Source organism: Buttiauxella sp. AC038, assembly GCF_979253565.1.
Genome location: NZ_CEEDCQ010000001.1, coordinates 3,140,371 through 3,167,301 on the forward strand (window position 1 = coordinate 3,140,371; position 26,931 = coordinate 3,167,301).

32 protein-coding genes and 1 tRNA gene are annotated in these 26,931 nt (G+C 48.0%); 19 read left to right on the forward strand and 14 right to left on the reverse strand.

Annotated features, from left to right (window positions below):
- Nucleotides 1-371: 371 nt before the first annotated feature.
- Nucleotides 372-818: a DUF441 domain-containing protein gene (locus AC0IXI_RS15010; RefSeq protein WP_064518150.1), complete on the forward strand. Its 447-nt coding sequence runs from the start codon at nucleotides 372-374 to the stop codon at nucleotides 816-818.
- A 5-nt stretch (nucleotides 819-823) separates the two neighbouring features.
- Here AC0IXI_RS15010 and AC0IXI_RS15015 read toward each other — a convergent pair whose 3' ends face one another.
- Nucleotides 824-1,612, reverse strand: coding sequence for an AraC family transcriptional regulator (locus tag AC0IXI_RS15015; RefSeq protein ID WP_134187835.1), 789 nt, complete (start codon nucleotides 1,610-1,612; stop codon nucleotides 824-826).
- 97 nt (nucleotides 1,613-1,709) lie between these two features.
- On the opposite strand from AC0IXI_RS15015, the gene AC0IXI_RS15020 reads away from it, so the two are divergent.
- The gene (locus tag AC0IXI_RS15020) at nucleotides 1,710-2,915 is read left to right on the forward strand and encodes a CynX/NimT family MFS transporter (protein WP_413497772.1); all 1,206 of its coding nucleotides are present in this window, start codon (nucleotides 1,710-1,712) and stop codon (nucleotides 2,913-2,915) included.
- Here AC0IXI_RS15020 and AC0IXI_RS15025 read toward each other — a convergent pair whose 3' ends face one another.
- Nucleotides 2,916-3,623, reverse strand: coding sequence for a CTP synthase C-terminal region-related (seleno)protein (locus tag AC0IXI_RS15025; RefSeq protein ID WP_064518101.1), 708 nt, complete (start codon nucleotides 3,621-3,623; stop codon nucleotides 2,916-2,918). It abuts the gene before it with no gap.
- 154 nt (nucleotides 3,624-3,777) lie between these two features.
- Here AC0IXI_RS15025 and AC0IXI_RS15030 point away from each other — a divergent pair, with 154 nt between their 5' ends.
- A complete protein-coding gene (locus tag AC0IXI_RS15030) occupies nucleotides 3,778-4,281 on the forward strand; it encodes a 2-thiouracil desulfurase family protein (protein ID WP_064518099.1) in 504 nt (167 codons plus the stop codon).
- A gap of 57 nt (nucleotides 4,282-4,338) precedes the next feature.
- Here AC0IXI_RS15030 and AC0IXI_RS15035 read toward each other — a convergent pair whose 3' ends face one another.
- The 3 genes from AC0IXI_RS15035 to cspE form a co-directional block, all read right to left on the reverse strand.
- Entirely contained in the window at nucleotides 4,339-4,644 is a 306-nt protein-coding gene (locus tag AC0IXI_RS15035; protein ID WP_064518096.1) for a hypothetical protein, read from the reverse strand.
- 178 nt (nucleotides 4,645-4,822) lie between these two features.
- On the reverse strand, nucleotides 4,823-4,984 hold the full coding sequence (locus tag AC0IXI_RS15040) for a YqaE/Pmp3 family membrane protein (protein ID WP_064518094.1): 162 nt from the start codon (nucleotides 4,982-4,984) through the stop codon (nucleotides 4,823-4,825).
- Between the two features lie 279 nt (nucleotides 4,985-5,263).
- A complete protein-coding gene (gene cspE / locus AC0IXI_RS15045) occupies nucleotides 5,264-5,473 on the reverse strand; it encodes a transcription antiterminator/RNA stability regulator CspE (protein ID WP_034456078.1) in 210 nt (69 codons plus the stop codon).
- Between the two features lie 513 nt (nucleotides 5,474-5,986).
- Between cspE and AC0IXI_RS15050 the strand changes: the two genes are divergently transcribed.
- Nucleotides 5,987-7,285 carry an MltF family protein gene (locus AC0IXI_RS15050; protein ID WP_471682716.1) on the forward strand — a complete coding sequence of 433 codons (1,299 nt, stop codon included), beginning with the start codon at nucleotides 5,987-5,989 and terminating at the stop codon, nucleotides 7,283-7,285.
- A gap of 103 nt (nucleotides 7,286-7,388) precedes the next feature.
- Nucleotides 7,389-7,631: a DinI-like family protein gene (locus AC0IXI_RS15055; RefSeq protein ID WP_064518090.1), complete on the forward strand. Its 243-nt coding sequence runs from the start codon at nucleotides 7,389-7,391 to the stop codon at nucleotides 7,629-7,631.
- Nucleotides 7,632-7,907: 276 nt separating this feature from the next.
- Here the strand turns inward: AC0IXI_RS15055 and AC0IXI_RS15060 are convergent.
- Nucleotides 7,908-7,983: transfer RNA gene (locus AC0IXI_RS15060), tRNA-Thr, on the reverse strand.
- A 208-nt stretch (nucleotides 7,984-8,191) separates the two neighbouring features.
- Here AC0IXI_RS15060 and AC0IXI_RS15065 point away from each other — a divergent pair.
- Both AC0IXI_RS15065 and AC0IXI_RS15070 read left to right on the forward strand, forming a co-directional pair.
- On the forward strand, nucleotides 8,192-8,560 hold the full coding sequence (locus AC0IXI_RS15065) for a hypothetical protein (RefSeq protein WP_064518089.1): 369 nt from the start codon (nucleotides 8,192-8,194) through the stop codon (nucleotides 8,558-8,560).
- A gap of 295 nt (nucleotides 8,561-8,855) precedes the next feature.
- Nucleotides 8,856-9,560 (forward strand): oligogalacturonate-specific porin KdgM family protein, encoded by a 705-nt coding sequence (locus AC0IXI_RS15070; protein WP_422569605.1) that lies wholly within the window; start codon nucleotides 8,856-8,858, stop codon nucleotides 9,558-9,560.
- Between the two features lie 78 nt (nucleotides 9,561-9,638).
- Here AC0IXI_RS15070 and AC0IXI_RS15075 read toward each other — a convergent pair whose 3' ends face one another.
- Together AC0IXI_RS15075 and AC0IXI_RS15080 are read right to left on the reverse strand one after the other, a co-directional pair.
- A complete protein-coding gene (locus AC0IXI_RS15075; RefSeq protein WP_166672021.1) occupies nucleotides 9,639-9,815 on the reverse strand; it encodes a hypothetical protein in 177 nt (58 codons plus the stop codon).
- Nucleotides 9,816-9,951: 136 nt separating this feature from the next.
- A complete protein-coding gene (locus AC0IXI_RS15080) occupies nucleotides 9,952-10,194 on the reverse strand; it encodes a hypothetical protein (RefSeq protein WP_064518086.1) in 243 nt (80 codons plus the stop codon).
- A 92-nt stretch (nucleotides 10,195-10,286) separates the two neighbouring features.
- Between AC0IXI_RS15080 and AC0IXI_RS15085 the strand changes: the two genes are divergently transcribed.
- Entirely contained in the window at nucleotides 10,287-10,538 is a 252-nt protein-coding gene (locus AC0IXI_RS15085) for a hypothetical protein (RefSeq protein ID WP_471682717.1), read from the forward strand.
- A 343-nt stretch (nucleotides 10,539-10,881) separates the two neighbouring features.
- Here AC0IXI_RS15085 and icd read toward each other — a convergent pair whose 3' ends face one another.
- Nucleotides 10,882-12,132, reverse strand: a complete 1,251-nt coding sequence (icd, locus tag AC0IXI_RS15090; RefSeq protein WP_064557802.1) for an NADP-dependent isocitrate dehydrogenase — start codon at nucleotides 12,130-12,132, stop codon at nucleotides 10,882-10,884.
- Between the two features lie 134 nt (nucleotides 12,133-12,266).
- Between icd and rluE the strand changes: the two genes are divergently transcribed.
- Nucleotides 12,267-12,899, forward strand: coding sequence for a 23S rRNA pseudouridine(2457) synthase RluE (gene rluE, locus AC0IXI_RS15095; protein WP_471682718.1), 633 nt, complete (start codon nucleotides 12,267-12,269; stop codon nucleotides 12,897-12,899).
- On the opposite strand, the gene AC0IXI_RS15100 is transcribed toward rluE, so the two are convergent.
- Nucleotides 12,894-13,391, reverse strand: coding sequence for a methylglyoxal synthase (locus AC0IXI_RS15100; protein WP_064518021.1), 498 nt, complete (start codon nucleotides 13,389-13,391; stop codon nucleotides 12,894-12,896). The genes rluE and AC0IXI_RS15100 overlap by 6 nt on opposite strands.
- 116 nt (nucleotides 13,392-13,507) lie before the next feature.
- Here AC0IXI_RS15100 and AC0IXI_RS15105 point away from each other — a divergent pair, with 116 nt between their 5' ends.
- The 7 genes from AC0IXI_RS15105 (at nucleotide 13,508) to AC0IXI_RS15135 (ending at nucleotide 20,630) form a co-directional block, all read left to right on the forward strand.
- On the forward strand, nucleotides 13,508-13,957 hold the full coding sequence (locus tag AC0IXI_RS15105; RefSeq protein ID WP_471682719.1) for an NUDIX hydrolase: 450 nt from the start codon (nucleotides 13,508-13,510) through the stop codon (nucleotides 13,955-13,957).
- A 68-nt stretch (nucleotides 13,958-14,025) separates the two neighbouring features.
- A complete protein-coding gene (gene mnmA, locus AC0IXI_RS15110; protein ID WP_064518017.1) occupies nucleotides 14,026-15,132 on the forward strand; it encodes a tRNA 2-thiouridine(34) synthase MnmA in 1,107 nt (368 codons plus the stop codon).
- Between the two features lie 25 nt (nucleotides 15,133-15,157).
- Nucleotides 15,158-15,787 (forward strand): high frequency lysogenization protein HflD, encoded by a 630-nt coding sequence (gene hflD / locus AC0IXI_RS15115; RefSeq protein WP_134183377.1) that lies wholly within the window; start codon nucleotides 15,158-15,160, stop codon nucleotides 15,785-15,787.
- A 20-nt stretch (nucleotides 15,788-15,807) separates the two neighbouring features.
- On the forward strand, nucleotides 15,808-17,178 hold the full coding sequence (gene purB, locus AC0IXI_RS15120) for an adenylosuccinate lyase (protein WP_064518013.1): 1,371 nt from the start codon (nucleotides 15,808-15,810) through the stop codon (nucleotides 17,176-17,178).
- 124 nt (nucleotides 17,179-17,302) lie between these two features.
- Nucleotides 17,303-17,974, forward strand: a complete 672-nt coding sequence (gene phoP, locus AC0IXI_RS15125; protein WP_064518010.1) for a two-component system response regulator PhoP — start codon at nucleotides 17,303-17,305, stop codon at nucleotides 17,972-17,974.
- 2 nt (nucleotides 17,975-17,976) lie between these two features.
- The gene (gene phoQ, locus AC0IXI_RS15130; protein WP_064518008.1) at nucleotides 17,977-19,437 is read left to right on the forward strand and encodes a two-component system sensor histidine kinase PhoQ; all 1,461 of its coding nucleotides are present in this window, start codon (nucleotides 17,977-17,979) and stop codon (nucleotides 19,435-19,437) included.
- A 71-nt stretch (nucleotides 19,438-19,508) separates the two neighbouring features.
- On the forward strand, nucleotides 19,509-20,630 hold the full coding sequence (locus tag AC0IXI_RS15135) for a ribosomal protein uL16 3-hydroxylase (RefSeq protein ID WP_134183381.1): 1,122 nt from the start codon (nucleotides 19,509-19,511) through the stop codon (nucleotides 20,628-20,630).
- A 53-nt stretch (nucleotides 20,631-20,683) separates the two neighbouring features.
- Here the strand turns inward: AC0IXI_RS15135 and AC0IXI_RS15140 are convergent, their stop codons facing one another.
- Nucleotides 20,684-21,214 carry a hypothetical protein gene (locus tag AC0IXI_RS15140; RefSeq protein ID WP_471682720.1) on the reverse strand — a complete coding sequence of 177 codons (531 nt, stop codon included), beginning with the start codon at nucleotides 21,212-21,214 and terminating at the stop codon, nucleotides 20,684-20,686.
- A gap of 760 nt (nucleotides 21,215-21,974) precedes the next feature.
- Entirely contained in the window at nucleotides 21,975-22,349 is a 375-nt protein-coding gene (locus AC0IXI_RS15145) for a winged helix-turn-helix transcriptional regulator (protein WP_413497784.1), read from the reverse strand.
- Nucleotides 22,350-22,478: 129 nt separating this feature from the next.
- Between AC0IXI_RS15145 and AC0IXI_RS15150 the strand changes: the two genes are divergently transcribed.
- Entirely contained in the window at nucleotides 22,479-23,468 is a 990-nt protein-coding gene (locus tag AC0IXI_RS15150; protein WP_134182446.1) for an NADPH:quinone reductase, read from the forward strand.
- Between the two features lie 62 nt (nucleotides 23,469-23,530).
- On the opposite strand, the gene AC0IXI_RS15155 is transcribed toward AC0IXI_RS15150, so the two are convergent.
- Entirely contained in the window at nucleotides 23,531-24,133 is a 603-nt protein-coding gene (locus AC0IXI_RS15155; protein ID WP_413497785.1) for a site-specific integrase, read from the reverse strand.
- A gap of 273 nt (nucleotides 24,134-24,406) precedes the next feature.
- Between AC0IXI_RS15155 and AC0IXI_RS15160 the strand changes: the two genes are divergently transcribed.
- Nucleotides 24,407-24,748 (forward strand): DHCW motif cupin fold protein, encoded by a 342-nt coding sequence (locus AC0IXI_RS15160; RefSeq protein ID WP_133522843.1) that lies wholly within the window; start codon nucleotides 24,407-24,409, stop codon nucleotides 24,746-24,748.
- A 124-nt stretch (nucleotides 24,749-24,872) separates the two neighbouring features.
- On the opposite strand, the gene AC0IXI_RS15165 is transcribed toward AC0IXI_RS15160, so the two are convergent.
- Nucleotides 24,873-25,781: a LysR family transcriptional regulator gene (locus AC0IXI_RS15165; RefSeq protein WP_015697052.1), complete on the reverse strand. Its 909-nt coding sequence runs from the start codon at nucleotides 25,779-25,781 to the stop codon at nucleotides 24,873-24,875.
- Nucleotides 25,782-25,902: 121 nt separating this feature from the next.
- On the opposite strand from AC0IXI_RS15165, the gene AC0IXI_RS15170 reads away from it, so the two are divergent.
- Nucleotides 25,903-26,832 carry an alpha/beta hydrolase gene (locus AC0IXI_RS15170; protein ID WP_064518707.1) on the forward strand — a complete coding sequence of 310 codons (930 nt, stop codon included), beginning with the start codon at nucleotides 25,903-25,905 and terminating at the stop codon, nucleotides 26,830-26,832.
- Nucleotides 26,833-26,931 lie beyond the last annotated feature (99 nt).

Sequence of the window (26,931 nt, forward strand, 5' to 3'; positions counted from 1 at the left end):
TTTAAAATTCGTTTTGGGGAAGAATTTTGGAGTGATTTTGGGGAGGGTTTTATGAATTGTAAAATCAATAGGTTACGCGTTGGTTATCTGCTCCAAAAGCAGGCGAGTAAAAGTTACAACTAACCCCAAAATCAGCCAGTCTTATACTGGCTGATTTTCTTTATATCCCTCAAATAAAGTCATTTGATTTTTATATTCCTCAGTAAAGACATAACCTGCGAAAAATCTGCAATATCAATAAACATCATGCATTTGCACAAAAAAACGGGGAATAACTTAAAAAGGCTGACGCCATAACCCTATTGCACGTAAAGTGGTTAATAACAATAAAAATAGTTTTCTCTTATTATATTTCGCAAGGAACAAAGATGATTTTCGACTCCACGCTATTAATCCTTCTGGCTCTCGCTGGGCTTGGGTTTGTCAGCCATAACACCACCGTTGCCGTATCAATTTTGGTACTGATTATTGTCCGCGTCACACCTTTAAGTCATTTCTTCCCGTGGATTGAAAAACAGGGTCTGACTGTGGGGATAATTATTCTGACTATCGGTGTAATGGCCCCGATTGCCAGCGGCACTCTGCCCGCCAGTACTCTTCTGCACTCTTTCACCAACTGGAAATCGCTGGTTGCTATCGCTGTGGGGGTATTTGTTTCATGGCTTGGCGGACGTGGCGTTACGCTCATGAGTAGCCAGCCGAGTTTAGTGGCGGGCCTTTTAGTAGGCACTGTTCTTGGCGTGGCTCTATTCCGCGGTGTACCTGTAGGGCCGCTTATCGCTGCCGGACTGGTTTCATTGGTCATCGGGAAACAGTAACAGCACTACTGTGGTTCCAGGGATGCAAGATAACGCCCTGGCGTGTTGCCAAGGGCTTTCTTAAACATGGTGATAAAGGCGTTGGTTGAGTCATATCCGAGTTCGCTCGCCACCTGTTGAACAGACGAACCACTAATTAATAACCTCAGCGCGATGATTAATTGCAGCTGTTGCCGCCAGCGCCGAAAACTAAGCCCTGTCTCTTTTACCACCAGGCGGGCCAGATTGCGTTCACTCATCGCCAATTGTGAAGCCCACTGTTGCAGAGTCTGTCGTTGCTGCGGATGCTGCACCAGTTGGTCAGCGATAAAGCGAATCTTCGGATGCCCAGACATCGGTAAATGCAGCGGCTCTACCGCCTGGCGCGGCAACTCATCAAACAGAACCTGCACCAGTCTTTGAGTTGTGGGCTGCGATAAATCACCTTCATGTTGTTCAGTCAGATGCAGGATAAGCTCGCGGACCAACGGTGAAATTCTCAGGGTGCAGCACTGAGCGGGCATCTCTACCGCCCCCGGTTCAATAAACAAAAAACACAAACGTGCATTAGCCGTGGCCCGGTTACTGTGAGGCATTTCCCCGGGGATCCAGACCGCATGCTGAGTTGGCACCATCCACAGCGCCTGCTCAACTTCACAAGTAATCCCACCGTGCAAAGCCAGAATTAGCTGCCCTTTTCTATGCTGATGGAAGGCAATTTCGTTCTCACTTTCTGATACCAGGATGCGAAATGCCTGCGCAGGTTGGCAATTGCTATCAGGGTCGAATCCTTCGAGGGCTAAACCGCGCTCCATAACCTTGTCCGAATTTAGGGATAAACTGGCATTTTACGTTGATTTCATCCATTCCTAAAGCGTGTATCTTGAGCGCTTCGTATTAAGGGATATTTCTATGACGTCAATTTCTTCCACAAGCGTGAAAAAACACGGCTTGTTGCTGCTCGGCATTTTAATGATTGCCACAACACTTCGCGTTACGTTTACCGGCGCTGCACCGTTGCTGGATATGATTCGCGATACTTTTGGGCTGACTACGGCGCAAACGGGCATCCTCACCACGCTGCCGTTGCTGGCATTTGCCATCGTTTCTCCGCTTGCTGCGGGTATCGCTCGCCGCTTTGGTATCGAACGCAGCCTGTTTGCTGCCATGCTGATTATCTGTGCAGGTATCGCACTGCGTTCTGCGGGAAATACCGCATTATTGTATGTCGGCACAGCTATTATCGGTTGCGGTATTGCCATGGGGAATGTGCTATTACCCGGCCTGATTAAACGTGATTTTCCAGGCCAGGTCGCACGCCTCACCGGAGCGTATTCGCTGACCATGGGCGTTGCGGCGGCGATAGGCTCAATGATGGTGGTCCCGATCGCACAACAAGGTTACGGCTGGCCCGGTGCACTAATGGCGCTGATGATTTTCCCAATAGTCGCTTTGTTTATCTGGCTACCGCAGCTATCGAACCACACTAAAGCTGCGTTGAGTTCAAGTAACGCTCTCCATAGCCGTGGGATATGGACATCCGCACTGGCATGGCAGGTCACGCTCTTCTTAGGTATTAACTCGCTAATTTATTATGTCGTGATTGGCTGGTTGCCTTCGATACTTATCAGCTACGGTTATAGCGAAGCGCAGGCCGGTTCACTCCATGGGCTGATGCAACTGGCGACCGCTGCACCTGGTCTGCTGATTGGTTTGATGCTAAGCCGCCTGAAAGATCAACGAGGGATCGCGATCCTAATGGCTTTGCTGTGTGCAGCCAGCGCCATCGGGCTACTGTTTATGCCAGCTCTTGCCAGCCTCTGGGTGGTGTTATTTGGATTTGGCACAGGTGCGACGATGATCCTCGGCCTGACGTTTATCGGCCTGCGAGCTAATAGTGCACACCAGGCGGCGGCGCTGTCTGGCATGGCACAATGCGTAGGTTATTTATTGGCTGCATTCGGGCCGCCAGTCATGGGGAAAGTACACGACCTTTCTGGTCAGTGGAGTCTTCCTTTATTGGGATGCGCAGTCCTTGCATGCGTGATGGCGGTATTTGGTGGTTTCGCCGGGCGTGATGCGGAGATCAGCCCAGCGCGTTCTCATCACTCTTCCTGATTAACGCCGCGCCGCAATGAGCAACGCTTCAACCAGCGGCGCAGGTTTATCCTTCAGGGCGTTACGCTCATGCTGGAAAAGCGTTGCGACGAAGAAGGGATGGCCGCTTAACTCAACGACACGAATATCACCTTGTCCATCCCACCCGGTGGCGTGTAGTTGAGACTGGATCAGCTGTTCGGCAAAATTTTCGGCTATCCCATAATTACAATGGTAGCCTTCCTCAATTCTCCCCCTGCCATACGCTTTAGCAATTATTGAGTTGGCTTCGAGTTCTATAACGTCGGATTTCTCCACCAGCGCGCAGATGAGTGGCGCAATAACCAGTCGGCCCTGGCTTTCAGTTTCCGCATGACCAGCATCTTCCCAGCCCATTACGTTCCGTGCGTACTCGATAATTGCGTGCTGAAACCCACCGCAGGTTCCCAGGAATGGAACCTGGTGCTCTCGGGCAAAACGAATTGCCAAAAAAGCCCCCTCTTCATTCTGATAAGGACTGGCCGGAACACACCAGATGGCGTCATACCCCACCAGATCTTCCGGACTTGTGACTTCTGGTGTCGGCAGCCAATCATAGTCAACAGTTACGCCAACATATTCAGCAGCATTATCTAAAGCAAGAGGAATAGCCTGATGTGCAATGACCGACGGGTTATAATCACCCACCAGCGCAACGCGAAGGGTTTGTTTCAAAGGCAATGGAGGCATTTAATTGATTATCCTTATGTTTAGTAATTCCTGCTGCATAAGGAATGATAGAGTATGCCATTACCTTTTGCCCTGCAACGCCCAAAATTAGCAGGGTGGCGTAAATACAACATACTGTAGTAACGTGCTTTGTCTCTCACTTCTGCGTGATGTAATGAAAACAAAAATACTGGTCAGTGCCTGCCTGATGGGCTTTAAAATTCGCTATAACGGTCAAGATAAACCGCTGATTGCAGAGGTGTTAGCACGCTGGCAGCAAGAGCAGCGTCTGGTCGTTCATTGCCCGGAATTAGCCGCAGGTCTTGCAACGCCACGACTCCCGGCAGAGTTGGTCGGCGGTGGCGGTCAGGAAGCACTAAAAGGCATGGCAACCATTCTGGAAAGTGATGGATCGGACGTCAGTCAGCACTATTTATTAGCCGCATGGCTAGCCTTAAAAACCGCACAAGATTCCGGGTGCCAGCTAGCTTTAATGACGGATGGCAGCCCTACCTGTGGCAGTCAGAAAATTTATGACGGCTCTTTTCAAGGGGTAACGCAGCCAGGGATGGGCGTTGCAGCCGCATTGTTGCGACAGCACGGTATCGAAGTTTATGCGGAAACTGAACTCGTCGAACTGATTGCCAGAGTCGACGAGCTAGATAAGGCTAATAGCTGATAGTCGTGAATAAAGGCAAGGGTTGCGAATAGCTCACCTGCTCTGCCCTCATACTCTTTAATAAACCACCTGCGCTTCATCAACCTCAGGCAATAATGTCTTATCCAGTGGCATAAGATACTCGCCGCGAACAAAGGTATAACCTTCGCGGCCATCAAATGCCACGACATTGCCAGTGACCAGCCACAGTGGATAATTCGCATCATGTGGGAGTTGTGTCACCACACCGGTTACCGGGTTAACAAAGCTTTCACCCGGCTCACACAGCCCAAAAAGCTCGACTGATTTACCCACATTGACACGCCCGGCGGCAGTACGGGAACCGATGATTATTGCCAGCATTCCCGGTTTTAACTGAAACATAAAGTGACTCTGTAGCTCATTAAATAATTGGCTATATCAGAACATTCTTAGGTGAAAATGTAAACAGGGGGGTGATGAGCAGTAATACGAGGAACGCGGCAAAAGGTGTTGCCGCTCGCACGTTACGCAACTTTATAGCTTGCGTAACGCACGTAAAAACTTGCCTGCGTGTTTTATTTTATTTATCGCGACTTTGCACCCAGAAGGCATGAATCAGGCCAGGGATATAACCCAGTAGCGTCAGTACAATATTCAAAAGAAATGCCCAACCGAACCCTTTACCCAGCAAGACACCAAGCGGTGGTAAAATAATCGTAAAAACAATACGCCAAAAGCCCATAAAAAAACTCCAGTTATTAATTCATGCGATGCTGAAATAAGTCTATTTCACTGGAAGCATAGTCTACCGGGTGTAAACCAACTGAGGGTACAGCGTTATTTAATGTAAATAATTGATTAGCCACAGAAGATGTATGGCATTGATAATAAGGATAAAAGGCGGGCTTCAGGAAATTCAGACAACAAAAAACCCGCACATGGCGGGTTTATTCACTTTGACTTAACGGCTCGGGTTATTCACCGTCTTCGCATGCGTCAGTCTTAGTATGCGTTAGCAGTCTTACAGAGCAACAACGTTAGTTGCTGAAGGACCTTTAGCGCCGTTCTCAACAGAGAACTCAACTTTCTGACCTTCGTCCAGAGTTTTGAAATCATTGCTCTGAATGGCAGAGAAGTGAACGAACACATCTTTGCTACCATTGTCAGGAGTGATGAAGCCGAAACCTTTTTCTGGGTTGAACCATTTTACTAAACCAGTCATTTTAGACATAGATACTTCCTCGATATTTTATAGCCATTTAATATGGCGAACGTGGTCTGTATTGCAGAACGTTTCTTATTTAGGCACTTAGGAGGAGACTCACGAAGAAGGGTATCTGATGACTTGATAGCGCTTGAACTGAGGACTGCTTTACTAAAACTGCTTTCATAAGGTCTGTCTTCCAAACCGATGACGCATTTACTCATAGACGCTCATTGGAAGCAAGAATTATTTTCAAATAATAATTTTCTCATCTGAACGGCTAGCCTTCTTTCCCTCTACTTTACTGCAACAATATAGCGCACAGTTTTTAACCAGAACGATTTAGCACCAGCTATAGTTAAACAGTACCCGGCTGGAATGAATAGATGGTGTAACAATGGCCCGCTTGTTGTTGGTACTACTCTTAGTACTTACGTTTATACCGATGACGCACGCAGCCACCGAAGCCTCCCCTTTGAAATTCGACACCAAAGTTAATACGGTTATGGGCGACTTTGATGTGATGCAAAAAGGCGCGTCGTGCGCGTTTTGATTCCTTACAGCAAAACTTTCTACTTTATTGATAACAGCGGGACACAACGCGGCATCATGGTTGAACTGATGCAAGAGTTTGATAAACAAATTAATAAGGGCTTAAAACCCTCTAAGAAAACACATCTTCTGTTTATCCCGACCGCTCGCGATCAACTTATCCCCCAACTTGTGGCCGGGCGTGGCGATATAATTGCGGCTAATTTGACGATTACCGAAGAGCGCGAAAAACTCGTCGACTTCAGCGCTCCATTGGCACAAAACGTCCGTGAAGTCGTTATTGCCAGTAGTAAAGCGCCTAAATTAAAGAATGTTGAATCCCTGTCAGGTAAATCTCTGTTTGTGAATCCTTCGACCAGCTACATCTCCAGTATTGATGCACTGAATAAAAGCTTAGCAGAGAAGAAACTTCCTTCGGCAGTCGTCACTAAAGCCCCTGGTAATTTTGAACCAGAAGATATTCTTGAGATGGTGAATGCTAACCTTGCGGATTACACCGTCGCCGATAGATACCTGGCATTGCTGTGGAAACAGATTTACCCCAATTTGGTGGTCTACGAAAACATTACCCTGCGTGATGATGGATCTATTGCCCTGGCAATGCGCAAGGATTCCCCGCTCCTGCGCGCGCAACTCGATAAATTTATGACCACGCATAAAATCGGTACCTCATTCGGCAACCAGCAGGTTTATAAGTACCTGCGCAATACGAAATGGGTGAAAGATGCGCGTTCCCAAGAAGAGCTGGATAAGTTTTATCAGGTGACAGAAATTTTCCGCAAATATGGTGAGCAATATAATGTCGACTGGCTTTTGATGGCAGCGCAAGGCTACCAGGAGTCCCGTCTTGACCAGAAGGTGCGAAGTAAAAGCGGTGCGATTGGCGTGATGCAAGTGCTCCCCACGACAGGGAAAGAGCTAAAAGTCGGTGATATACGGTTAATCGACCCAAACATCAATGCGGGTGTGAAATATATCCGCTTTATGTGCGACCGCTATTTTGCAGACCAGCCGATGACTGAAATGAACAAACTGCTGTTCACCTTTGCTTCCTATAATGCAGGGCCAGCTAAAATTGCCCGGCTACGTAAAGAAGCCGAGGCTAAAGGTCTTGATCCCAACATCTGGTTTGATAATGTCGAACGCATTGCCCAGCAACGAATTGGCAATGAAACCGTGCAATACGTGAGCAATATCTTCAAGTATTACATTGCTTACCAATTAATCATGGAACAGATGAAAGCACGTGAACATGAGACTCCGCTTACAGGCGTTAAAGCAGAATAACCCTCACCACTCCTCTGCATACACTGTGTTTTTCGGGAACAGGCTTGCCTTGGATACCGATATTTATTACTGTATATAAATACAGCTTTAGAAGGAGCATTTTATGTTCGTTGAATTGGTTTACGACAAACGAAATGTAGCGGGCCTTCCCGGTGCAAATGACAAAATTCTTAATGAACTGACTCGACGGGTCCAGGCCATTTTCCCCGATGCCGACGTCAGGGTAAAACCGATGCAGACCAATGCAGTTCACAGCGACTGCACCAAAAATGAAAAAGAAAAGATTAACCGTCTGGTTGAAGAGATGTTTGACGAAGCAGATTTTTGGCTGGTTTGCGAAGAGTAAAGCCTGGCGGTTCAGTAAAAACGTGAGGTTTTCCGTCTTCAACTCCTGATATCATCCTCGCCACTCATCGTCAGATGTTTTAAACGGGTTTCGCAGTTATGAGAAAAACAACAATAGTATTAATCGTGGTAGCCATTCTTGTGTGGCTGGCAAGCCAACAGGGTTGGATCTAATTGAGTACAAAAGGAAGCGCTACCAACAGCTAGCCTTCCTTTCTTTTCATTGGGTAAAATACAGACGAAAAAAAACCACCTGAAAGGTGGTTTTTTTAATGTATGGTGCCGACTACCGGAATCGAACTGGTGACCTACTGATTACAAGTCAGTTGCTCTACCTACTGAGCTAAGTCGGCGTGGAAAACATATTATACAAAGCCGAGCCGCTATGCAAACCCCTGCGAATCGTTCGCTTAAAAAACCAACTTATTGCTATTAAATCAACCAGTCATAAATAAAAAATAGCCATTTAGATTAAAATCCAACCAATAATTTACTGCGGTTAAATTATTTAGTGAGAGATGTTACCCTTCCATTCAAATTCATTACAAAATGAGCTAGTTTATGAAACTCATTCTCTTTATTAGCCTTCTGGGCCTCGTTCAATCCTCTGCTTTCGCCGCCACAGCCACCCAATTGTCGTGCTCAATGCGGGAAAATGTTGTCATATCACGGTTTAACCATGACCTTTCTACCATGAAGTGGGACGATCACTTTCTGGTTGCTTCAGGTGTGAAAAAATCCAAAACAAAAAATGATGTTCCCTTCCGCGTCACCAGCTTCCAAAACGGAGATGACCTGGTTTTCTTCCCTGAAAAACAACAGTACTTCATGTTTTATTCGGGAAACCCGAATCCAGATCGCTGCACAATCGAAAGCACGAAGACTTATCAGATAACCCAATTGCCTAGGTATGAAAAACCAGACACATAAGGTTCCCGGAAAAGCGGGAGAAAATGCTTCCCGCTTTGGCCCCGGCTAAATCACGAATAACACTTTAAAACTCCTGAATAACTTGCTTCTATACTGGGTTTATTAATAGAGGCTGTATTCACACGTTGTCAATATTGCCGTGTGGAAAACAATAATTATTTTATTTAATAAAAAACAAAGTAACTGAAACACCATTTCATTTATTTGATCAAGTTATCTATTTCCAAACTGAAAATTAATTAGCATCGTTACCAGTCCGATGACTGATTTTTAATTCACAACATGGAAAGATTAAATGAAGAGTCTCTTTAAACTTAGTGCCTGCGCAACACTATTGATCTCTGTTTCTTCAAACGCGGTTACACTTGATTATCGTCACGAATATAAACCTGAGAGCGGCACCAATGCAGACAGGATTAAAATTGGTCACACTACCCAGGATGGTTATTTTGCGAGCGTAGAAGGGAGAGTCTCTGAAAAGACTGAAACTGATAGTGAAGGCTTCAAAAATGGTATTGAAAAGTACAGTGGCAGTGGCAGCGAATTTGAATTTGGTAAAAACTTTACTATTAATGAACAACTTACGCTAGCACCTGCCATTAACCTAGATGTAGGCGACAGTTATATTGCTTACCGTGCTCAAATTAAAGCTAACTACCAAATAAATGATAACTGGCTGACAACACTGCGCTGGCGTCCGGGTATTGAAGTTAATGAGAACCAATCGGTTAAAAATAAAAACTACAACCAATTCAATTGGGAATTTGGTTACGCAAATGATCAATTCTCAATAATAGGCGATCTGGAATATCGTCTTACTAACTATGATGATTATGAAGGCGACCATAATTATTGGCTGTATAATGTTGTCGCCAGCTATAATATTGACAAGCACTGGAAGCCCTATACTGAAATTGGATATGTTCCTCGTTACAACGAAGACCATGAGAAAGACGAAATGGAAGTTCGTTATCGAATGGGTATCAAATACACCTTTTAATTCCAGATAATAAAAATCCCGCTAACGTGGCGGGATTTTTACTGCACGAACATGGAATGACTCTTACCCTTTGCTCTATCAGTGCTTGATATCACGCTTTTCCTGGCGGCAATCGGCATTACCGACCAGACCGTCACGGCACTCTTGCTTGGCTTGACGCCCATCCTGGCGTTCCTGCGCCTGCTCCGTTGCCAGAACGGGTAATGCAGTCATCAGGGTGGACGCAGCAAGCAGCATTAATACATATTTTTTCATTGTAAATTCCTTAACGTGTTAAATCCCTAAAGTGGGTTAGCACACCATCATGGCGGGCCCAAATAATACACTTCAGTTGCTTTGCTCGTCGTGCCAGAAGAAATACAATTTTAAATTTACGTACCCATCCCTATGATTAATATTTTATATCGCGGGCTTTATCACGCCCTTCCTGTTTGTTCTGGCGGTGATCCTGTCGACAGTCGGCATTGCCGACAACACCTTGACGGCACTCCTGCTTGACGTTACGCGATGCCTCCCGTGTGCCCTGCCTTACATCACGGGCACCCTGCCGTTGCCTGGACTGCTCAGTTGCTTGCGAAGGTATAGCGGTGATAAGCGTTGAAGCAGCCAGCAGTATCAATGCATATTTATTCATAAATAATTCCTTGAATAGGCGAGCCGCGCCAGTTTGGCGTATCTAAATTATAGACTTTATGGTTGCAGCTGCTTAAGCATGATCCAACTATCATGGGCGGTAATTATGCAAGCAGGCCAGACGCAACGGAAAAAGCAAATTCCCCGGCTTATAATCAGGTATACCAACTGGGACAAGACGCAAAAACTATGGGTTTGACGCCGATACAAGCACAAACTCTGGCTGATGAAATTTATAAAGTTAACGCTAATGTGACTAGCAGTACGGGAACGTTTATGAATTACAAAGAGCATAAAACGCAGATAACACGAGATGAGCTGGGGGCAAACACTGGATGGTTTTAAAGATGTTAAATAATCGAATGCAAAATGGAATTGTTTAATCTGTATTAATTTATAACCGTTTTGCAGAAGTATTTTGCCAGGTTTGACAGAAGAGTTTTAGAAGGATAGTGATACAAACTGTTTTCCAGTCCAGATTTTAGGACATGATTCAATCTGTCAGTCTGCTTTGAGCTGACTGTTAGATATGACTAAGCCTGAGAACAAAGTGTGCAGATTAAATATTAAAAAAACAGTTTAGGAATTTTTGGAAAGATTTTTGATTAAATATTGATAACCATTGAAATGCTAATAATAAAAAACGGGAGCACCAGGCTCCCGTTTCAGCATTAGCAAACTTCGCTAATTACATATGTTCGATCATTGCGTCGCCAAACTCTGAGCATTTCAGCAGCTTAGCTTCAGGCATCAGACGTTCGAAATCGTAAGTTACGGTTTTCGCGTTAATCGCGCCTTCCATACCTTTAACAATTAAGTCAGCCGCTTCGAACCATTCCATATGACGCAGCATCATCTCTGCGGACAGGATGATGGAACCTGGGTTCACTTTATCCTGGCCTGCATATTTTGGTGCTGTGCCGTGGGTGGCTTCGAACAGTGCGCATTCGTCACCGATGTTAGCGCCTGGTGCGATACCGATACCGCCAACCTGAGCTGCCAGGGCGTCGGAGATGTAGTCACCGTTCAGGTTCATACATGCAATTACGTCATACTCAGCAGGACGCAGCAGGATCTGTTGCAGGAATGCATCAGCAATCACGTCTTTAACGATAATCTCTTTGCCGGTGTTAGGGTTTTTCAGTTTCACCCATGGACCGCCATCGATCAGCTCGCCGCCGAATTCTTCACGCGCCAGTTGGTAGCCCCAGTCTTTGAAAGCACCTTCGGTGAATTTCATGATGTTGCCTTTGTGAACCAGGGTCACGGAATCACGGTCGTTGGTGATTGCGTATTCGATGGCTGCACGAACCAGGCGTTTGGTGCCTTCTTCTGAGCAAGGCTTGATGCCGATACCGCAATGTTCTGGGAAACGAATTTTCGTTACGCCCATTTCATCACGCAGGAATTTGATGACTTTTTCAGCTTCTGCGCTGTCAGCCTTCCACTCGATGCCCGCATAAATATCTTCTGAGTTCTCACGGAAGATAACCATGTTGGTCAGCTCTGGGTGTTTAACCGGGCTTGGCGTGCCCTGGTAGTAACGCACCGGACGCAGGCATACGTACAGGTCGAGTTGCTGGCGCAGAGCAACGTTCAGAGAACGAATGCCGCCGCCAACTGGCGTGGTCAGTGGCCCTTTAATCGCCACGCGGTAATCACGAATCAGGTCCAGAGTTTCTTCTGGCAGCCAGACATCCTGGCCATAAAGTTGGGTAGATTTTTCGCCGGTATAGATTTCCATCCAGGAAATTTTCCGCTCGCCTTTGTAGGCCTTCTGCACGGCGGCATCAACCACTTTAATCATAGCTGGCGTCACGTCCACACCGATACCATCACCTTCAATGAAAGGAATAATTGGGTTGTGAGGAACATTCAGTTTGCCATCTTGCAGGGTGATCTTTTTACCTTCCGCCGGAACAACTACTTTGCTTTCCATTAACCTTCTCCTTCGAGCGCTTCTTTTTGTTAATGATTTGTAATGTGCGTGTCAATACTACTTGAATATCAGGCCCGCGCCAATCACTGGTGATTTCCGTTATAATGCGTTAATACCTAACATCTGAAAACACTATGAATAAAACTTCTTTTAGAAACCAGCAAGTTAAACGATTCAGCACACAACGACCTGCCAAAAAACCACAGCATAGCGGACCGAAGCGGCTGGTTATCTTCAATAAACCCTATGATGTGCTACCGCAATTTACCGACGAATCCGGGCGCAGCACGCTGAAAGATTACATACCGTTACAAGGAATTTACGCGGCGGGACGTCTGGACAGAGATAGCGAAGGTTTGCTGGTGTTAACCAATGACGGCGCATTGCAGGCAAAACTGACGGAGCCTGGTAAACGCACCGGTAAAATTTATTTCGTGCAGGTTGAAGGTGTGCCGACGGAAGAAGCGCTGGAATCGTTGCGAAATGGCGTGACGCTCAACGACGGCCCTACCCTGCCAGCAGGCGCGGAGTTAGTTGATGAGCCAACATGGATATGGGCGCGTAACCCTCCAATTCGTGAGCGTAAGGCCATTCCAACCAGTTGGTTGAAGATCACTTTATATGAAGGCCGTAATCGCCAGGTTCGGCGGATGACGGCGCATGTCGGTTACCCGACGCTGCGCCTGGTGCGTTATGCAATGGGTACGCTGGAACTGGCAGATTTAGTGCCAGGTGAATGGCGCGAAATCCCAATGGACACGCTATAAAAGGTGCTGGGTATTCACGCCGTGTTGAGTGACATGCGAAACACGGCTACTGAGGAAAGCATCGCTATCAGGTACGGTGATTTCCAGCGCCTGCTCAAAGAGCGATGAATGAATCAAGAAATTGGCGCTACATGCGTTGCTGGCAATCGGGATATTCCAAGCCGTCGCCAGCCGCATCAAAGCTTTGACATCAGAATGATGTGGCACTGCGCTGAGCGGGTCCCAGAAGAAAATCAGCACATCTATCTGGCCTGATGCAATCAGATATCCTAGCTGTTGGTCGCCCCCTATCGAACCACTCATCAACGCCAGAACGGATAACCGAGTGTGTGCCTGCAATAGGTTTCCAGTGGTGCCTGTTGCGTAAATGATATGTTGGCTAAGAGCCGTCTGGTTATCAACCGCCCAGTTCAGCAAGTCGGGTTTACAAGGATCGTGAGCTACTAAAGCGATACGTTTCTGTTGCGGCATAATACGCGTGGTAAGCTGCATGATGGTGCCCTCGTGGGATTTTTGAAATCCAACAGAGTATAGGTCACAGTAAAAATATGTGATCCAGATCACTTTATAATGATCGTACTAACGAATTTGAGACAGGAAAAATAACGATGTTTAAACCGCACGTTACCGTAGCCTGCGTCGTTCAGGCACAAGAGAAATTTTTGGTTGTTGAAGAAACAATCAATGGCAAAGCCACGTGGAATCAGCCTGCCGGGCACCTGGAAGCTGACGAAACGTTAATAGAAGCGGCTACGCGCGAATTATATGAAGAAACCGGTATTTGTGCGCAACCGCAAACCTTTATCCGCATGCACCAATGGATAGCCCCGGATAAAACCCCTTTCCTGCGATTCCTGTTTTCCATCGATCTCGACGAGCAACTCCCGACAACGCCCCACGATAGCGACATCGATCGTTGTTTATGGCTCGATGCGCAACAAATTGTTAACGCTGATAATTTGCGCTCACCGCTGGTTGCCGAAAGTATTCGCTGCTACCAACGTGCGGAACGTTATCCACTCAGCATTCTGGGCGCATTTAACTGGCCGTTTAGTTAGGGGTGATAGCTTTGGGGATGCGTGATAGAATACGCCGCCTTATAAGTTCAATGTCGTGAGTTACTCCAATGTCTGAAAGCCCAAAAAAAGTGATTGTCGGGATGTCCGGCGGTGTCGATTCCTCCGTTTCCGCTTACCTGTTGCAGCAACAAGGTTACAAGGTGGAAGGCCTGTTCATGAAGAACTGGGAAGAGGATGATGGCGAGGAGTACTGCACCGCAGCTGCTGATTTAGCTGACGCGCAAGCCGTTTGCGACAAGCTCGGCATTGAACTGCATACCGTAAACTTTGCCGCAGAATACTGGGATAACGTATTTGAACACTTCCTGGAAGAGTACAAAGCCGGGCGCACACCTAACCCGGATATTCTGTGCAACAAAGAGATCAAATTTAAAGCCTTCCTCGAATTTGCCGCCGAAGATTTAGGTGCCGATTACATCGCTACCGGTCACTACGTGCGTCGCGAAGATGTGGACGGTAAAAGTCGCCTGTTGCGCGGCTTAGACAGCAACAAAGATCAAAGCTACTTCCTTTATACGCTGGGGCACGAGCAAATCGCACAAAGCCTGTTCCCGGTCGGTGAACTGGAAAAGCCCGAAGTGCGCCGCATTGCTGAAGAGTTAGATTTGATCACCGCGAAGAAAAAAGACTCCACCGGTATCTGCTTTATCGGCGAGCGCAAATTCCGCGAATTCCTTGGCCGATACCTGCCTGCACAACCGGGTAAAATTGTCACCGTTGATGGTGAAACCATTGGTCAGCACCAGGGTTTGATGTACCACACTCTGGGCCAGCGTAAAGGCCTGGGCATCGGTGGCACCAAAGACGGTAGCGAAGAGCCGTGGTACACCGTCGATAAAGACGTTGAGAACAATATCCTGGTTGTGGCTCAGGGTAGTGAGCATCCACGTCTGATGTCCGTTGGCTTAATTGCACAGCAACTTCATTGGGTTGACCGTGAAACGTTGACCGAACCACTGAAGTGTACGGTCAAAACCCGCTATCGCCAGACTGACCTTCCATGCGTGATTACACCGCTGGATGCAGACCGTATTGAAGTGCGTTTTGATGTACCTGTTGCTGCCGTCACACCAGGCCAGTCTGCCGTGTTCTATCTCGGTGAAGTATGCCTCGGTGGTGGTGTTATTGAGCAGCGTCTGCCGCTCACTGTTTAAAAATTGTCAGCAAGGAAGAAGCTCCGTGGCCAAGAATTACTATGACATCACCATCGCACTGGCAGGGATCTGCCAGTCTGCCCGTCTGGTTCAGCAATTGGCACACCAGGGGCATTGCGATAACGATGCGCTGCATGTCTCGTTGAACAGCGTTATCGATCAAAACCCGGGCTCCACGCTGGATGTTTTTGGTGGCAACGAAGCCAATCTTAAACTCGGTCTGGAAACCTTGCTCGGCGTGTTGAACGCCAGTAATCGCCAGGGTCTGAACGCTGAACTGACGCGCTACACATTAAGCCTGATGGTGCTAGAACGTAAACTTCACGGCAGCAAAGGCGCAATGGATAAACTTGGCTCAAGCATTGCCGGGTTGCAGCGCCAGCTTGATCATTTTGATCTTGAGTCCGACACACTGCTTAGCGCCATGGCCGGGATTTATGTGGATGTGATTAGTCCATTAGGCCCACGTATTCAGGTCACCGGCTCCCCTGCTGTGCTGCAAAGCCCGCAGGTGCAGAGCAAAGTCCGCGCCTCATTATTGGCCGGTATTCGTGCCGCCGTATTGTGGCATCAAGTTGGCGGCGGCCGCTTGCAGTTAATGTTTTCTCGTAGTCGCCTGTGTGCTCAGGCCAAACAAATTCTTGCTCAATGTTAACCTCTCTGGAGTTGTAACTTATGGAATTATCCTCACTGACCGCCGTTTCCCCCGTTGATGGACGTTACGGCGACAAAGTCAGCGCTCTGCGCGCTATTTTCAGCGAATTTGGTTTGCTGAAATTCCGCGTACAAGTCGAAGTACGTTGGCTGCAAAAACTGGCCACGCACGCAGCGATCAAGGAAGTTCCTGCTTTTGACGCAGACGCAATCGGTTACCTTGATAAAATTGTTGCTGAGTTTAGTGAAGAAGATGCCGCGCGCATCAAAACCATTGAACGCACCACCAATCACGACGTAAAAGCGGTTGAGTATTTCCTGAAAGAAAAAGTAGAGGCCGTCCCTGCCCTGCATGCGGTATCTGAATTTATTCACTTCGCCTGTACTTCTGAAGATATCAACAACCTGTCCCACGCGTTGATGCTGCAAACTGCACGCCAGGACGTGGTGCTGCCGTACTGGCGCAAAGTGATCGACGCGGTGAAAGACCTGTCGGTTCAGTATCGTGATATTCCTCTGCTTTCCCGTACTCACGGCCAGCCTGCCACCCCATCAACAATGGGTAAAGAAATGGCAAACGTGGCGTACCGCATGGAGCGCCAGTTCCGTCAGTTAGAGAAAGTGGACATTCTGGGCAAAATCAACGGCGCGGTGGGTAACTATAACGCCCATATGGTTGCTTACCCGGAAGTTGACTGGCACCAGTTCAGCGAAGAGTTCGTGACTTCACTGGGCATTCAGTGGAACCCGTACACCACGCAAATCGAGCCGCACGATTACATCGCTGAGCTGTTTGATTGCATGGCACGCTTTAACACCATTCTTATCGACTTCGATCGTGACGTCTGGGGTTACATCGCGCTGAACCACTTCAAGCAGAAAACGATTGCCGGCGAAATTGGCTCTTCCACTATGCCGCACAAAGTTAACCCAATTGACTTCGAAAACTCCGAAGGCAACCTGGGTCTGTCTAACGCAATGCTGCAACACCTGGCGAGCAAACTGCCTGTTTCACGCTGGCAGCGCGACCTAACTGACTCCACCGTGCTGCGTAACCTTGGCGTGGGTATTGGCTATGCGCTGATTGCATACCAGTCAACCCTGAAAGGTGTGAGTAAGCTGGAAGTGAACCGTGACCGCCTGCTGGCAGAACTGGATCTCAACTGGGAAGTGTTGGCTGAGCCAATTCAGACCGTGATGCGCCGTTACGGCATTGAGAAGCCATACGAGAAGCTCAAAGAGCTGACTCGCGGTAAGCGTGTTGATGCGGAAGGCATGAAGCAGTTTATCGACAGCCTTGAGCTGCCAGAAGAGGAAAAAACTCGCCTGAAAGCGATGACCCCGGCTAACTATATTGGCCGCGCCATCACCATGGTTGACGAACTGAAATAACCTTCCAACGCCACCCTTCGCGGTGGCGTTTTTTTCATCCCCGCCTGTTTATACATGGTTTATGCCCCCTCGTTGATAATTAGCGTTAAACTATCAATGCCGTTTATATTCTGGGGGATAAAGAATGCGAGTTCTGGTTGTAGAAGATAATGCTCTGTTACGTCACCATCTCAAGGTTCAGCTACGTGAGTCCGGGCATCAGGTCGATGCTGCTGAAGATGCCAAAGAAGCTGACTATTTCCTGAATGAACATACCCCCGATATTGCCATAGTCGATTTAGGCCTGCCCGATGAAGATGGCCTGAGCCTGATTCGCCGCTGGCGCAGCCATGACGTGACGATTCCTATCTTGGTTCTGACCGCGCGTGAAGGCTGGCAAGACAAGGTCGAAGTGCTGGGTGCGGGTGCTGATGATTACGTGACCAAGCCGTTTCATCTCGAAGAAGTGGTCGCCCGCATGCAGGTGTTAATGCGCCGCAACAGCGGCCTGGCGTCTCAGGTTATTTCCCTGCCCCCTTTTCAGGTCGATTTGTCACGCCGCGAGCTGCTTATCAACGACAGCCTCATCAAGCTGACCGCCTTTGAATACACCATTATGGAAACGCTGATTCGTAACAATGGCAAAGTGGTTAGCAAAGATTCACTCATGCTTCAGCTTTACCCCGATGCCGAACTGCGTGAAAGCCACACCATTGATGTATTGATGGGACGTCTGCGCAAGAAGATCCTGGCTGAATATCCCCACGAAGCCATCACAACGGTGCGCGGTCAGGGTTACCGCTTCGATTTGCGTTAACCATGAAATTCATCCGCCATTTTTTACCGTTATCGTTACGAGTTCGCTTTTTACTCGCAACCGCCGCCGTAGTTTTGGTGCTGTCATTGGCCTACGGCGTTGTGGCACTGGTGGGTTATAACATCAGTTTTGATAAAACGACTTTCCGTCTGCTGCGCGGCGAGAGCAACCTGTTTTATACCCTTGCGACCTACGAGAACGGCAAGATAAATGTAGTGATTCCTGAAAACCTGAATCTGAAAACTCCGACTATGGCCCTTATCTACGATGCTAAAGGCAAGCTGATGTGGGCTCAGCGTGATTTGCCGCATGTCGCGCAGCAAATTAAAAAAGAGTGGCTCACCACCGATGGTTTTCACGACCTGGAAGCCAATTTTGATACCAGCCATGACTTGTTGGGCAACGACCAAAATCTCCAGAACCAGCTAAAAGATTTTTATGATGGCGACTATAGCGATGAAGTCAGCCACTCCGTTGCAGTCAACAAATACCCGGCAATGGGCAAAATGCCCGCCTTAACCATTGTGGTTGTCGACACCATTCCTATTGAGCTAAAACGCTCATATACGGTCTGGAGTTTGTTTACCTGTGTTTTCCTCGCCAACCTGCTGTTAGTCATACCGTTACTTTGGGTCGCCGCGCGGTGGAGCTTGCGCCCCATCGAAGAACTGGCAAAAGAAGTGCGAGAGCTGGAAAAACATGACCGCGACAGCCTGAACCCAGAAACAACACGCGAGCTGACCAGCCTGGTGCGCAACCTCAATCGCCTGCTGCGCACGGAACGCGATCGTTACGATAAATACCGCACCACACTTACCGACTTAACGCACAGTCTGAAAACACCCCTGGCGGTTTTACAGAGCACCTTGCGATCGATGCGCACGAAGAAGCTGAATATTGAAGAAGCAGAACCGTTGATGCTGGAACAAATCAGCCGTATCTCGCAGCAAATTGGCTATTACCTGCATCGCGCCAGCATGCGCGGCGACAGCGCACTTATCAGCCGCGAGCTTCATCCGGTCGCCCCGCTACTCGACAGTCTGTGTTCCGCACTCAACAAGGTTTACCAACGTAAAGGGGTGAATATCACACTCGATATTTCACCGGAAATCACCTTTGTGGGCGAGAAAAATGACTTTATGGAAGTGATGGGCAATGTTCTCGATAACGCCTGCAAATACTGCCTTGAATTTGTTGAGATCTCAGGCCGCCAGCTCGATGACGCGCTGCATTTAATCGTTGATGACGACGGACCGGGCATTCCTGAAAGCAAACGCAGCATGGTGTTTGACCGTGGGCAACGCGCCGACACCTTGCGACCCGGCCAGGGCGTGGGTTTATCCGTTGCACGTGAAATCGTCGAACAATACGACGGGGAGATTCTGGCCTCGAGCTGTGAACTCGGTGGCGCACGCATGGAAGTGATTTTTGCGCGCCAGCGTCCAGACCGGGAAGAAGATTGAAAATACTCCCGTAACGGCGGGCGCCATCCGTTATAATCCTCGGCAGGCTCCTTCACCTGCCGGATAATAATATGGACTATCAACTCGACCTAAATTGGCCCGATTTCATCGCGAACTACTGGCAAAAACGCCCGGTGGTTCTAAAACGTGGCTTCAAAAATTTCATCGACCCTATCTCCCCGGATGAACTCGCAGGCCTTGCCATGGAAAACGAGGTGGACAGCCGCCTGGTCAGCCATAACGACGGCAGATGGCAAGTCAGCCACGGCCCGTTCCAGAGCTACGATCATCTGGGCGAAAACAACTGGTCTTTACTGGTTCAGGCAGTTAACCATTGGCATGAACAAAGTGCCCGCCTGATGCGCCCCTTCCGCGCTCTGCCCGACTGGCGAATTGACGATCTGATGATCTCTTTCTCGGTTCCAGGCGGCGGCGTTGGCCCGCATTTCGACCAGTACGACGTGTTTATCATTCAGGGCGTTGGCCGCCGCCGCTGGCGTGTCGGGGAAAAAGTCGCCCTGAAACAACACTGCCCGCATCCTGATTTACTGCAAGTGGAGCCGTTCGACGCCATCATCGACGAAGAGTTAGAGCCGGGCGATATTATCTATATTCCGCCTGGTTTCCCGCACGAAGGTTACTCGCTGGAAAACTCGATGAACTACTCAGTCGGTTTCCGTGCGCCAAGCGGTCGCGAGTTAATCAGTGGTTTTGCCGATTACGTGCTGCAACGCGAACTGGGCAGCCAGCGTTATACCGACCCTGACGTGCCTGTACGCCAGCACCCTGCCGATGTGCTGCCGCAGGAAATGGACAAGTTACGCGAAATGATGCTGGAGCTCATCAACCAGCCGGAGCATTTTAAAACCTGGTTCGGTGAGTTTGTTTCCCAGTCACGCCACGAACTTGACGTCGCGCCACCAGAGCCGCCATATCAGCCTGACGAGATTTATGACGCCCTGAAGCAAGGTGATGCTATTACTCGCCTCGGTGGACTACGTGTGCTGCGTATCGCCGATGAGATTTACGTCAACGGCGAGAAAATTGACAGCCCGCATCGCCCGGCGCTTGAAGCACTGGCGAGCCATATCACACTGAAAGCAGAAATGTTTGGTGATGCGCTCGAAGACCCGTCGTTCCTTGCCATGCTGGCCGCGCTGGTTAACAGCGGATACTGGTATTTCGAGGATTAACGTCTATCCCGCCTTCTCAGCCGCTTATTGGCTGAGAAGGAGTTAACACAGTTTTAATGAATGGCTGGAATGACTTCTCCACCAATCATCGCCAACCCGCATGCCGTACGGATAAAGCGCGGCGCTTTCAAATCCTCAGCCAGCATGGTCAGTAATTCAAACAGCAATTCTTCTATATGCTCCTGCTGATCCTCAGTGACCTGTTGATTCAGTAATACCATGGTTAATGCGGAGCAATATTCGCAGGTAGTCTCTGAATCTGTGGAAAGTTGACTGCGATATTCATCGGCATTATTTTCATTCACCGTTAATTGCTCAATAAGATGCTTTGGCAACGGCGAGTTCAAAACCACTTTCAATACATTCAACCCCGCCAGTAAACGCCCACACAGCGCCATATATTCAGCGTGATTATCAACTTCGATTAATTCATCAGCATAACGTTGGCAAATATCCACAACCTGAAATAAATCATGCGTGGCACCCAACGGTAATTTTAATAAAGCTGCGATATCCCCTGCAATAATGGATTGAGTAGCAGTAATTTCAGCGCGAGCAAATGTGTTACTATTGGCAACAGCCATAGCGTGACTCCTGTGAAGTTAACGTTGTGGTTAGCCCTCGTTTGGTGTTGCTGCACCAGGCGGGGGCGTTTCATTTAATACCCTTCATACTTCGAGCTGCATTTTTGTTGGCTGCGCTCACTCACCCGCATCACTTACTTGAGTAAGCTCAGCGGGATTCATTCACTTGCCGCCTCAATGCAACTCGAATTATTTTGGGTATAGGATAATATTGTTTTCTATCCACCTACTCTCGGCTAAAAGCACTGTACAAGTCAACAGTGGAGCTGTGCTTAATTATTAGAAACCAAAAGTCTTCGGCACAGGTCACAATTAAAGGAAAACTAGCAGTGGAAATTTCAGAAGAATTAATGACTGCTTTAATCGTTTTTAATTTTATATAAATAATGAGTTACTGAGTTATATTTTTTATATTTCGTTATGGGGCAATTATTTTTGATGGTGGCTACTTAGAATGTACGTTTTAATTTGGTGCCAAAAAACATAGCTCTAGCCACTACCAAGACTTATTGCCAAAGGGAATACTATATGTCTGGAAGGCGCTTCAGTTGCCTGGAGTTCGCCTTGGCGAGACTAGATGAAAGCCATGAACGAACGTCAGCTATGAGCGAGAAGGGGAAATTGGCCTAACAGTGTATTGAGCCGTTGAAGTAACCACTTTACCGATAATCTATTCACAATTGGATGTATAGCGAGTGGTACACATCGCACCTCTGGCCAGGACTCACACCCAATGTCACCAATGGAGCGCGGACTCCGCTTAACTTACAGAGCTATCCAGATTAACGTTCCGTGTTTCCAGCTGAACACATTGAATCCCATTACGTTCTACATATGAATCCCCCCAATTTTTCATTGCATATAGAACGGGCTCAAGAGTTTTTCCGTATTGAGTCAAAGAATACTCTACCCGTGGTGGTACTTCGGCGAAGACCGCCCTGTTTATGATGCCATGCGATTCCAGTTCCCGAAGCTGTAGCGTCAGCGAACGCTGAGATACATTCCCTGCGAGCCGACGGAGTTCCCCGAACCGTTTAGTACCTGACATTAAATGGAAAATAATCAGAGGTTTCCATTTTCCTCCAGCCACGGCAATGGTCACTTCAACCGGGCAGTTAAACGGTTTTGATTTCATGCCAATCCCATTAGTGTAAAAAATACACCTATATATAAAAAATGTGCCTACTTGCGATTTTATACTCTTGGACTGATTATCACATAACCCTTTGGCGAAATATTTAATGGGATTTATGGAGATAATGGAATGAAAGCAGCATTTTATGAAAAGTGCGGTACAGCACATGATGTTTTGCTAATAAGCGAGTTACCCGATCCGATCCCTGGACCAGGTGAGGTGCGCGTCCGCATTGCCTTCTCCGGACTCAATCCGACTGACATCAAATCTCGTACTGGCTTTGCGGGATCAAAACAGAAATTTCCTCGAATTATTCCGCATCAGGATGGTTCCGGCGTGATTGATATGGTCGGATCTGGAGTTACGGCAGAGCGCATTGGACAGAAAGTGTGGGTTTATGAGGCACAATCAGGGCGTGCTTTTGGAACCGCTGCACAATATGTCGTTATTCCTTCACAAAATGCCGTTGTATTACCGGACAATATTTCTTTTGAAACAGGTGCATGCCTCGGTATTCCCGCGATGACAGCACACCGCTGTTTGTTTGCCGATGGAGATTTACGTGGAAAATGGGTACTTATTCAGGGCGGTGCAGGGGCTGTAGGAACAGCAGCCATTCTTCTGAGTAAATGGGCTGGGGCAAGAGTTATAACCACAGTGAGTCGTCCGGAGCAAGAAGATGTCGTTCGTAAACTTGGCGCCGATATTATTGTTAACCGGCATACCGAAGATGTGGCTGAGCGAGTCAAGCAAGCAACCGGTGGGTTCGGTGTTGATCGAATTGTCGATGTCGACTTAGTGAGTAACCTCAATATAGATGTGACTTGCCTGAAAAAATCTGGCGTCATTAGTGCCTACGCCACTGAAGAGCCATCGGCTCAGCTGCATATTCCTTTTTTGAAAACAATGTTTGAAGGTTTTGTCTTTCGTTTTGTATTTGTCTATACCATGCCGGAAGAAGCACGAAATGAAGCCATCCGTGATATCACAGCCTGTCTGAGAATGGAGGCATACACTCCTGAGATCGCGCTAACGCTTCCTCTTGTTGATATTGCCGTTGGTCATGAGGCTATGGAGCAGGGTAAGGCTATCGGCAAAATATTAATCAGCCTGGAATAGCGCTTCTTTAATCATTTTAATGTCCGCTCTCGCACAGGGCTGCTGTTGCAGCCCTGACAATCTTAGACTTCAATCGACTCAGATATCTCTAACGCATCATCTACTTCAATGCCCAGATAACGCACTGTGCTTTCTACTTTCTTATGACCCAACAGAAGTTGGATCACCCGGAGATTCTTGGTCTTCTTGTAAATTAGGAACGGTTTTGTTCTTCTCATGGAATGTGTGCTGTACAGTGAATCATCGAGACCAAGCTTTTCTACCCATCCATGAAAAATACGGTTGTATTGCCGGGTTGAAATGTGCTGGCAAGAACCGACCCGAGATTGGAACAAGTAGTCTTTACTGTGCAGATTGCCCCGCTTTATTAGCGCTGCAACTGCTTCTCTTGTCCCTTTGGTTATCTCAAATTGGACGGGGCTACCGGTTTTCTGTTGTAACACCGTTGCTCTGCTCGAAACAGAACTGCCATATGCAACATCTGATACTTTGAGTTTTACCAAATCACAGCCCCGAAGTTTACTGTCTAAAGCCATGTTGAACAGGGCTAGATCGCGCGTTTTGCCTTCCAGTTCAAGTCTGATTCGAATCCCCCAGATATGAGATATCTGAAGCGGTCTTTTTTGTCCGATGATACGATTTTTGTTCCACGGTGACGTGTTCATGCTCAAACCTCCTGCAATGTAGGAGATTTAAGTATGATTGTCCCTCATGAGCGTGAAGCAGACATTATCTGTAACCGCTGCCGTTTACTTGTGTAGATCCCTGAATAGATAAATAACCTGCACCACTTTCCACTTTCCACTTTCCACTTTCCACTTTCCACTTTCTTACCACATTTGACATTTAAGGTTTTGATTTAAAAATTAGTTTTTCATATCGTTAAATCGCTCTAGTCTGAGCATGAGAGATTTTACTTAATAAAGAAGGGCGACAAAATGAATCTTGAGGCATTTGCTTTTGGCACGACCAACTGGAGTGAAGTCGAAAGAACAGAGCACCCAGGGGAAACAGGTATGGCTTACTGGCGCACGCAACACTTTGGTCAGAAACCGAATCAAATCCGTGTGCGAATGGTTGAATATACCCCAGGCTATCTTGCAGACCATTGGTGCCAAAAAGGGCATGTTCTTTTCTGCATGGAGGGAGAACTAGAAACAATGCTCGAAGATGGTCGTAAATTCATTTTAACTGCGGGGATGAGCTATCAGGTTGGTGATAACGCGGAGCCACATCAGTCCAGAACTACGAAAGGCGCAAAACTCTTTATTGTGGACTGATTCGTATGTTGGAGCCATTGTGTCAGCCCGCTTCACGCAGCAGATTGAAGAGACAACAGGTCTGCATTGAGCGAAGCGGACATTGTGCCTGAAAATGCAGCGGACAACTGCGTTTGGATATACTTCATTCCCAAGGTAAACCTTGCTCCCAGCTTTCCACAAGCAGGTCAATAAAAGCCCGAATTCGCGGTGATAAATGTCGTTTACTGGGATAAATGAGCCTAATAGGTTCCGGAGGGAAAGGATACTCCTCAAGCACCGGTATTAACTTACCGCTACGTAAATCCTCCCCTAGCAAATAGGTTGGTAAGTGAACGATACCAAATCCAGAAATAGCCGATGCCCGCATGGCTTCCGAACTGTCGAGGTTAAGCCTGCCAGGCCCTTCATAAACAAAAGTGCCTTCCGGGGTCGCAAACCGCCAGCTGCGTCTCTTTTCTGCACTCAGAAGAAAGATAGTGTCATGCCCGGTTAAGTCTGCGGGTGTTTCTGGAACGCCCCGTGAGGATAAATACTCGGGTGATGCACAAGTGACAATGTGCTGCGAAGCAATTGTACGGGTAAGAATACGTGAGTCATCGCGAGGTTCACCAATGCGAATGGCAATATCAAAGCCTTCTTCAATAAGATCAACAAACCTGTCGCTAAAGGACACCTCCGCACGAAGTTCCGGCCACTTTTTCAGATAAACATCCAGAATGGGAAGGATATGGCGCTGCCCAAAAGAAAGCGGCGCACTCAGCCGGAGAGTCCCCGTTGGCTTACCCCTGCGCATGGCCATGGCGGCATCGACCTCTTCTAGGTCATCCAGTATCTGTCGGCAACGATCGAACATGACCCTCCCTTCATCGGTGAGACTCAGACTCCGGGTGGTACGGTTAAGGAGACGAACCCCCATACGCGTTTCGAGCCTGACAATACTCTTGCCAATGGCAGAACGTGTGAGCCCAAGAGAACCCGCGGCGTGGGTGTAACTCCCGGCTTTTACAGCCGCGACGAACGCGGCGATGTCACCAATGCTGTTGATCTCCATGCTTTATTTATCTCATCCAATACGGGCGATAAAGTACCCTAATATGGGAAGCACATTCCCCAAATGTTTATATATTATAGATTCCTGTTCACTTATAACGCAAATGCAAACAGGAATGACAATGCTGAATCAACAAACTAAGCAAGCCGTAAAAGAATGGTCTGAAAGTCTGGCCGGTCTGGGTCCAATCCTTACGGGTGAGGATACCGTAACGCCTATGAGTGAGGTGCGTGACGCCTACGCTCGGATGCTGGCTAAAAATCCCGCACCTGCCGGTGTCAGCTTTACTGAGGTTGATATGGGGGGCGTGCCGGGAACGCTGGTGACTCCTGACAACCTTGAAACAGATGCCATCGTGATGTACATCCACGGCGGGGCTTACATTGTCGGCGAATCGTCGGGCTATCACGGTATTGGTGGCAACTACGCCAGCATGCTGGGCGCACGGGTATACATGCCGGATTACCGTCTGGCGCCGGAGTATCCTTTCCCTACGCCCGTTACCGATACCGTTCGTGCGTATGAGTGGTTAATTGAACAGGGATTTGACGCCAGCAAAATCGTACTGGCAGGCGAGTCTGCGGGCGGAGCAATGGTGGTTACCGTTATGGTAGCTGCACGTAATAAAGGCCTGCCACTTCCAGCCGGCGGTGTTTCCATTTCCCCATGGGCCAACCTTGAGCACACGGGCGTCTCCATGACCAACCGGGAAGGTCTTGATCCTCTGAACACCAAGGCCGGTCTGGATTTCCTGGCACGTACCTTCCTGGGCGATGCGTTACCTAATCACCCAATGGCATCACCGGTGTTTGCCGATGTGACAGGTCTGCCGCCGGTGCTGGTTCAGATTGGAGAGAATGAACTGATGCTGAGCGACGCGATGCGGCTCGCAACTCATCTGGGTGATAACCGGGTTCGCGTAAATCTGGAAGTCTGGCCGGGTATGTTCCACGCCTGGCATTTCTTCTCCACGCTGCAGCCAGAAGCGGTGCAGGCTCTTGAGAGCTCCGTCGCCTTTATCAAGCAAGCTCTGCGGGATGCATCTAAGTAATTATCAATGATAATCGCTTAAAAAAGGGGCGCGTCTAATTGCGCCCATCAGAAGTAAAAATGACGGATTGATAGAAACAACTTTCTTTATATCCCGATC

Bases quoted from the DNA above. Each gene is read 5' to 3' on its own strand.
- AC0IXI_RS15040 (WP_064518094.1), bottom strand. From the start codon at position 4,984: ATGGGCTTTTGGCGTATTGTTTTTACGATTATTTTACCACCGCTTGGT.
- AC0IXI_RS15055 (WP_064518090.1), top strand. From the start codon at position 7,389: ATGTTCGTTGAATTGGTTTACGACAAACGAAATGTAGCGGGCCTTCCC.
- AC0IXI_RS15015 (WP_134187835.1), bottom strand. From the start codon at position 1,612: ATGGAGCGCGGTTTAGCCCTCGAAGGATTCGACCCTGATAGCAATTGC.
- AC0IXI_RS15160 (WP_133522843.1), top strand. From the start codon at position 24,407: ATGAATCTTGAGGCATTTGCTTTTGGCACGACCAACTGGAGTGAAGTC.
- AC0IXI_RS15105 (WP_471682719.1), top strand. From the start codon at position 13,508: ATGTTTAAACCGCACGTTACCGTAGCCTGCGTCGTTCAGGCACAAGAG.
- AC0IXI_RS15135 (WP_134183381.1), top strand. From the start codon at position 19,509: ATGGACTATCAACTCGACCTAAATTGGCCCGATTTCATCGCGAACTAC.
- AC0IXI_RS15065 (WP_064518089.1), top strand. From the start codon at position 8,192: ATGAAACTCATTCTCTTTATTAGCCTTCTGGGCCTCGTTCAATCCTCT.
- phoQ (WP_064518008.1), top strand. From the start codon at position 17,977: ATGAAATTCATCCGCCATTTTTTACCGTTATCGTTACGAGTTCGCTTT.
- AC0IXI_RS15075 (WP_166672021.1), bottom strand. From the start codon at position 9,815: ATGAAAAAATATGTATTAATGCTGCTTGCTGCGTCCACCCTGATGACT.
- icd (WP_064557802.1), bottom strand. From the start codon at position 12,132: ATGGAAAGCAAAGTAGTTGTTCCGGCGGAAGGTAAAAAGATCACCCTG.
- AC0IXI_RS15080 (WP_064518086.1), bottom strand. From the start codon at position 10,194: ATGAATAAATATGCATTGATACTGCTGGCTGCTTCAACGCTTATCACC.
- AC0IXI_RS15145 (WP_413497784.1), bottom strand. From the start codon at position 22,349: ATGAAATCAAAACCGTTTAACTGCCCGGTTGAAGTGACCATTGCCGTG.
- AC0IXI_RS15025 (WP_064518101.1), bottom strand. From the start codon at position 3,623: ATGCCTCCATTGCCTTTGAAACAAACCCTTCGCGTTGCGCTGGTGGGT.
- AC0IXI_RS15030 (WP_064518099.1), top strand. From the start codon at position 3,778: ATGAAAACAAAAATACTGGTCAGTGCCTGCCTGATGGGCTTTAAAATT.
- purB (WP_064518013.1), top strand. From the start codon at position 15,808: ATGGAATTATCCTCACTGACCGCCGTTTCCCCCGTTGATGGACGTTAC.
- AC0IXI_RS15155 (WP_413497785.1), bottom strand. From the start codon at position 24,133: ATGAACACGTCACCGTGGAACAAAAATCGTATCATCGGACAAAAAAGA.
- AC0IXI_RS15100 (WP_064518021.1), bottom strand. From the start codon at position 13,391: ATGCAGCTTACCACGCGTATTATGCCGCAACAGAAACGTATCGCTTTA.
- AC0IXI_RS15035 (WP_064518096.1), bottom strand. From the start codon at position 4,644: ATGTTTCAGTTAAAACCGGGAATGCTGGCAATAATCATCGGTTCCCGT.
- AC0IXI_RS15070 (WP_422569605.1), top strand. From the start codon at position 8,856: ATGAAGAGTCTCTTTAAACTTAGTGCCTGCGCAACACTATTGATCTCT.
- mnmA (WP_064518017.1), top strand. From the start codon at position 14,026: ATGTCTGAAAGCCCAAAAAAAGTGATTGTCGGGATGTCCGGCGGTGTC.
- AC0IXI_RS15165 (WP_015697052.1), bottom strand. From the start codon at position 25,781: ATGGAGATCAACAGCATTGGTGACATCGCCGCGTTCGTCGCGGCTGTA.
- AC0IXI_RS15020 (WP_413497772.1), top strand. From the start codon at position 1,710: ATGACGTCAATTTCTTCCACAAGCGTGAAAAAACACGGCTTGTTGCTG.
- AC0IXI_RS15085 (WP_471682717.1), top strand. From the start codon at position 10,287: ATGGGCGGTAATTATGCAAGCAGGCCAGACGCAACGGAAAAAGCAAAT.
- rluE (WP_471682718.1), top strand. From the start codon at position 12,267: ATGAATAAAACTTCTTTTAGAAACCAGCAAGTTAAACGATTCAGCACA.
- AC0IXI_RS15140 (WP_471682720.1), bottom strand. From the start codon at position 21,214: ATGGCTGTTGCCAATAGTAACACATTTGCTCGCGCTGAAATTACTGCT.
- cspE (WP_034456078.1), bottom strand. From the start codon at position 5,473: ATGTCTAAAATGACTGGTTTAGTAAAATGGTTCAACCCAGAAAAAGGT.
- AC0IXI_RS15150 (WP_134182446.1), top strand. From the start codon at position 22,479: ATGAAAGCAGCATTTTATGAAAAGTGCGGTACAGCACATGATGTTTTG.
- AC0IXI_RS15170 (WP_064518707.1), top strand. From the start codon at position 25,903: ATGCTGAATCAACAAACTAAGCAAGCCGTAAAAGAATGGTCTGAAAGT.
- phoP (WP_064518010.1), top strand. From the start codon at position 17,303: ATGCGAGTTCTGGTTGTAGAAGATAATGCTCTGTTACGTCACCATCTC.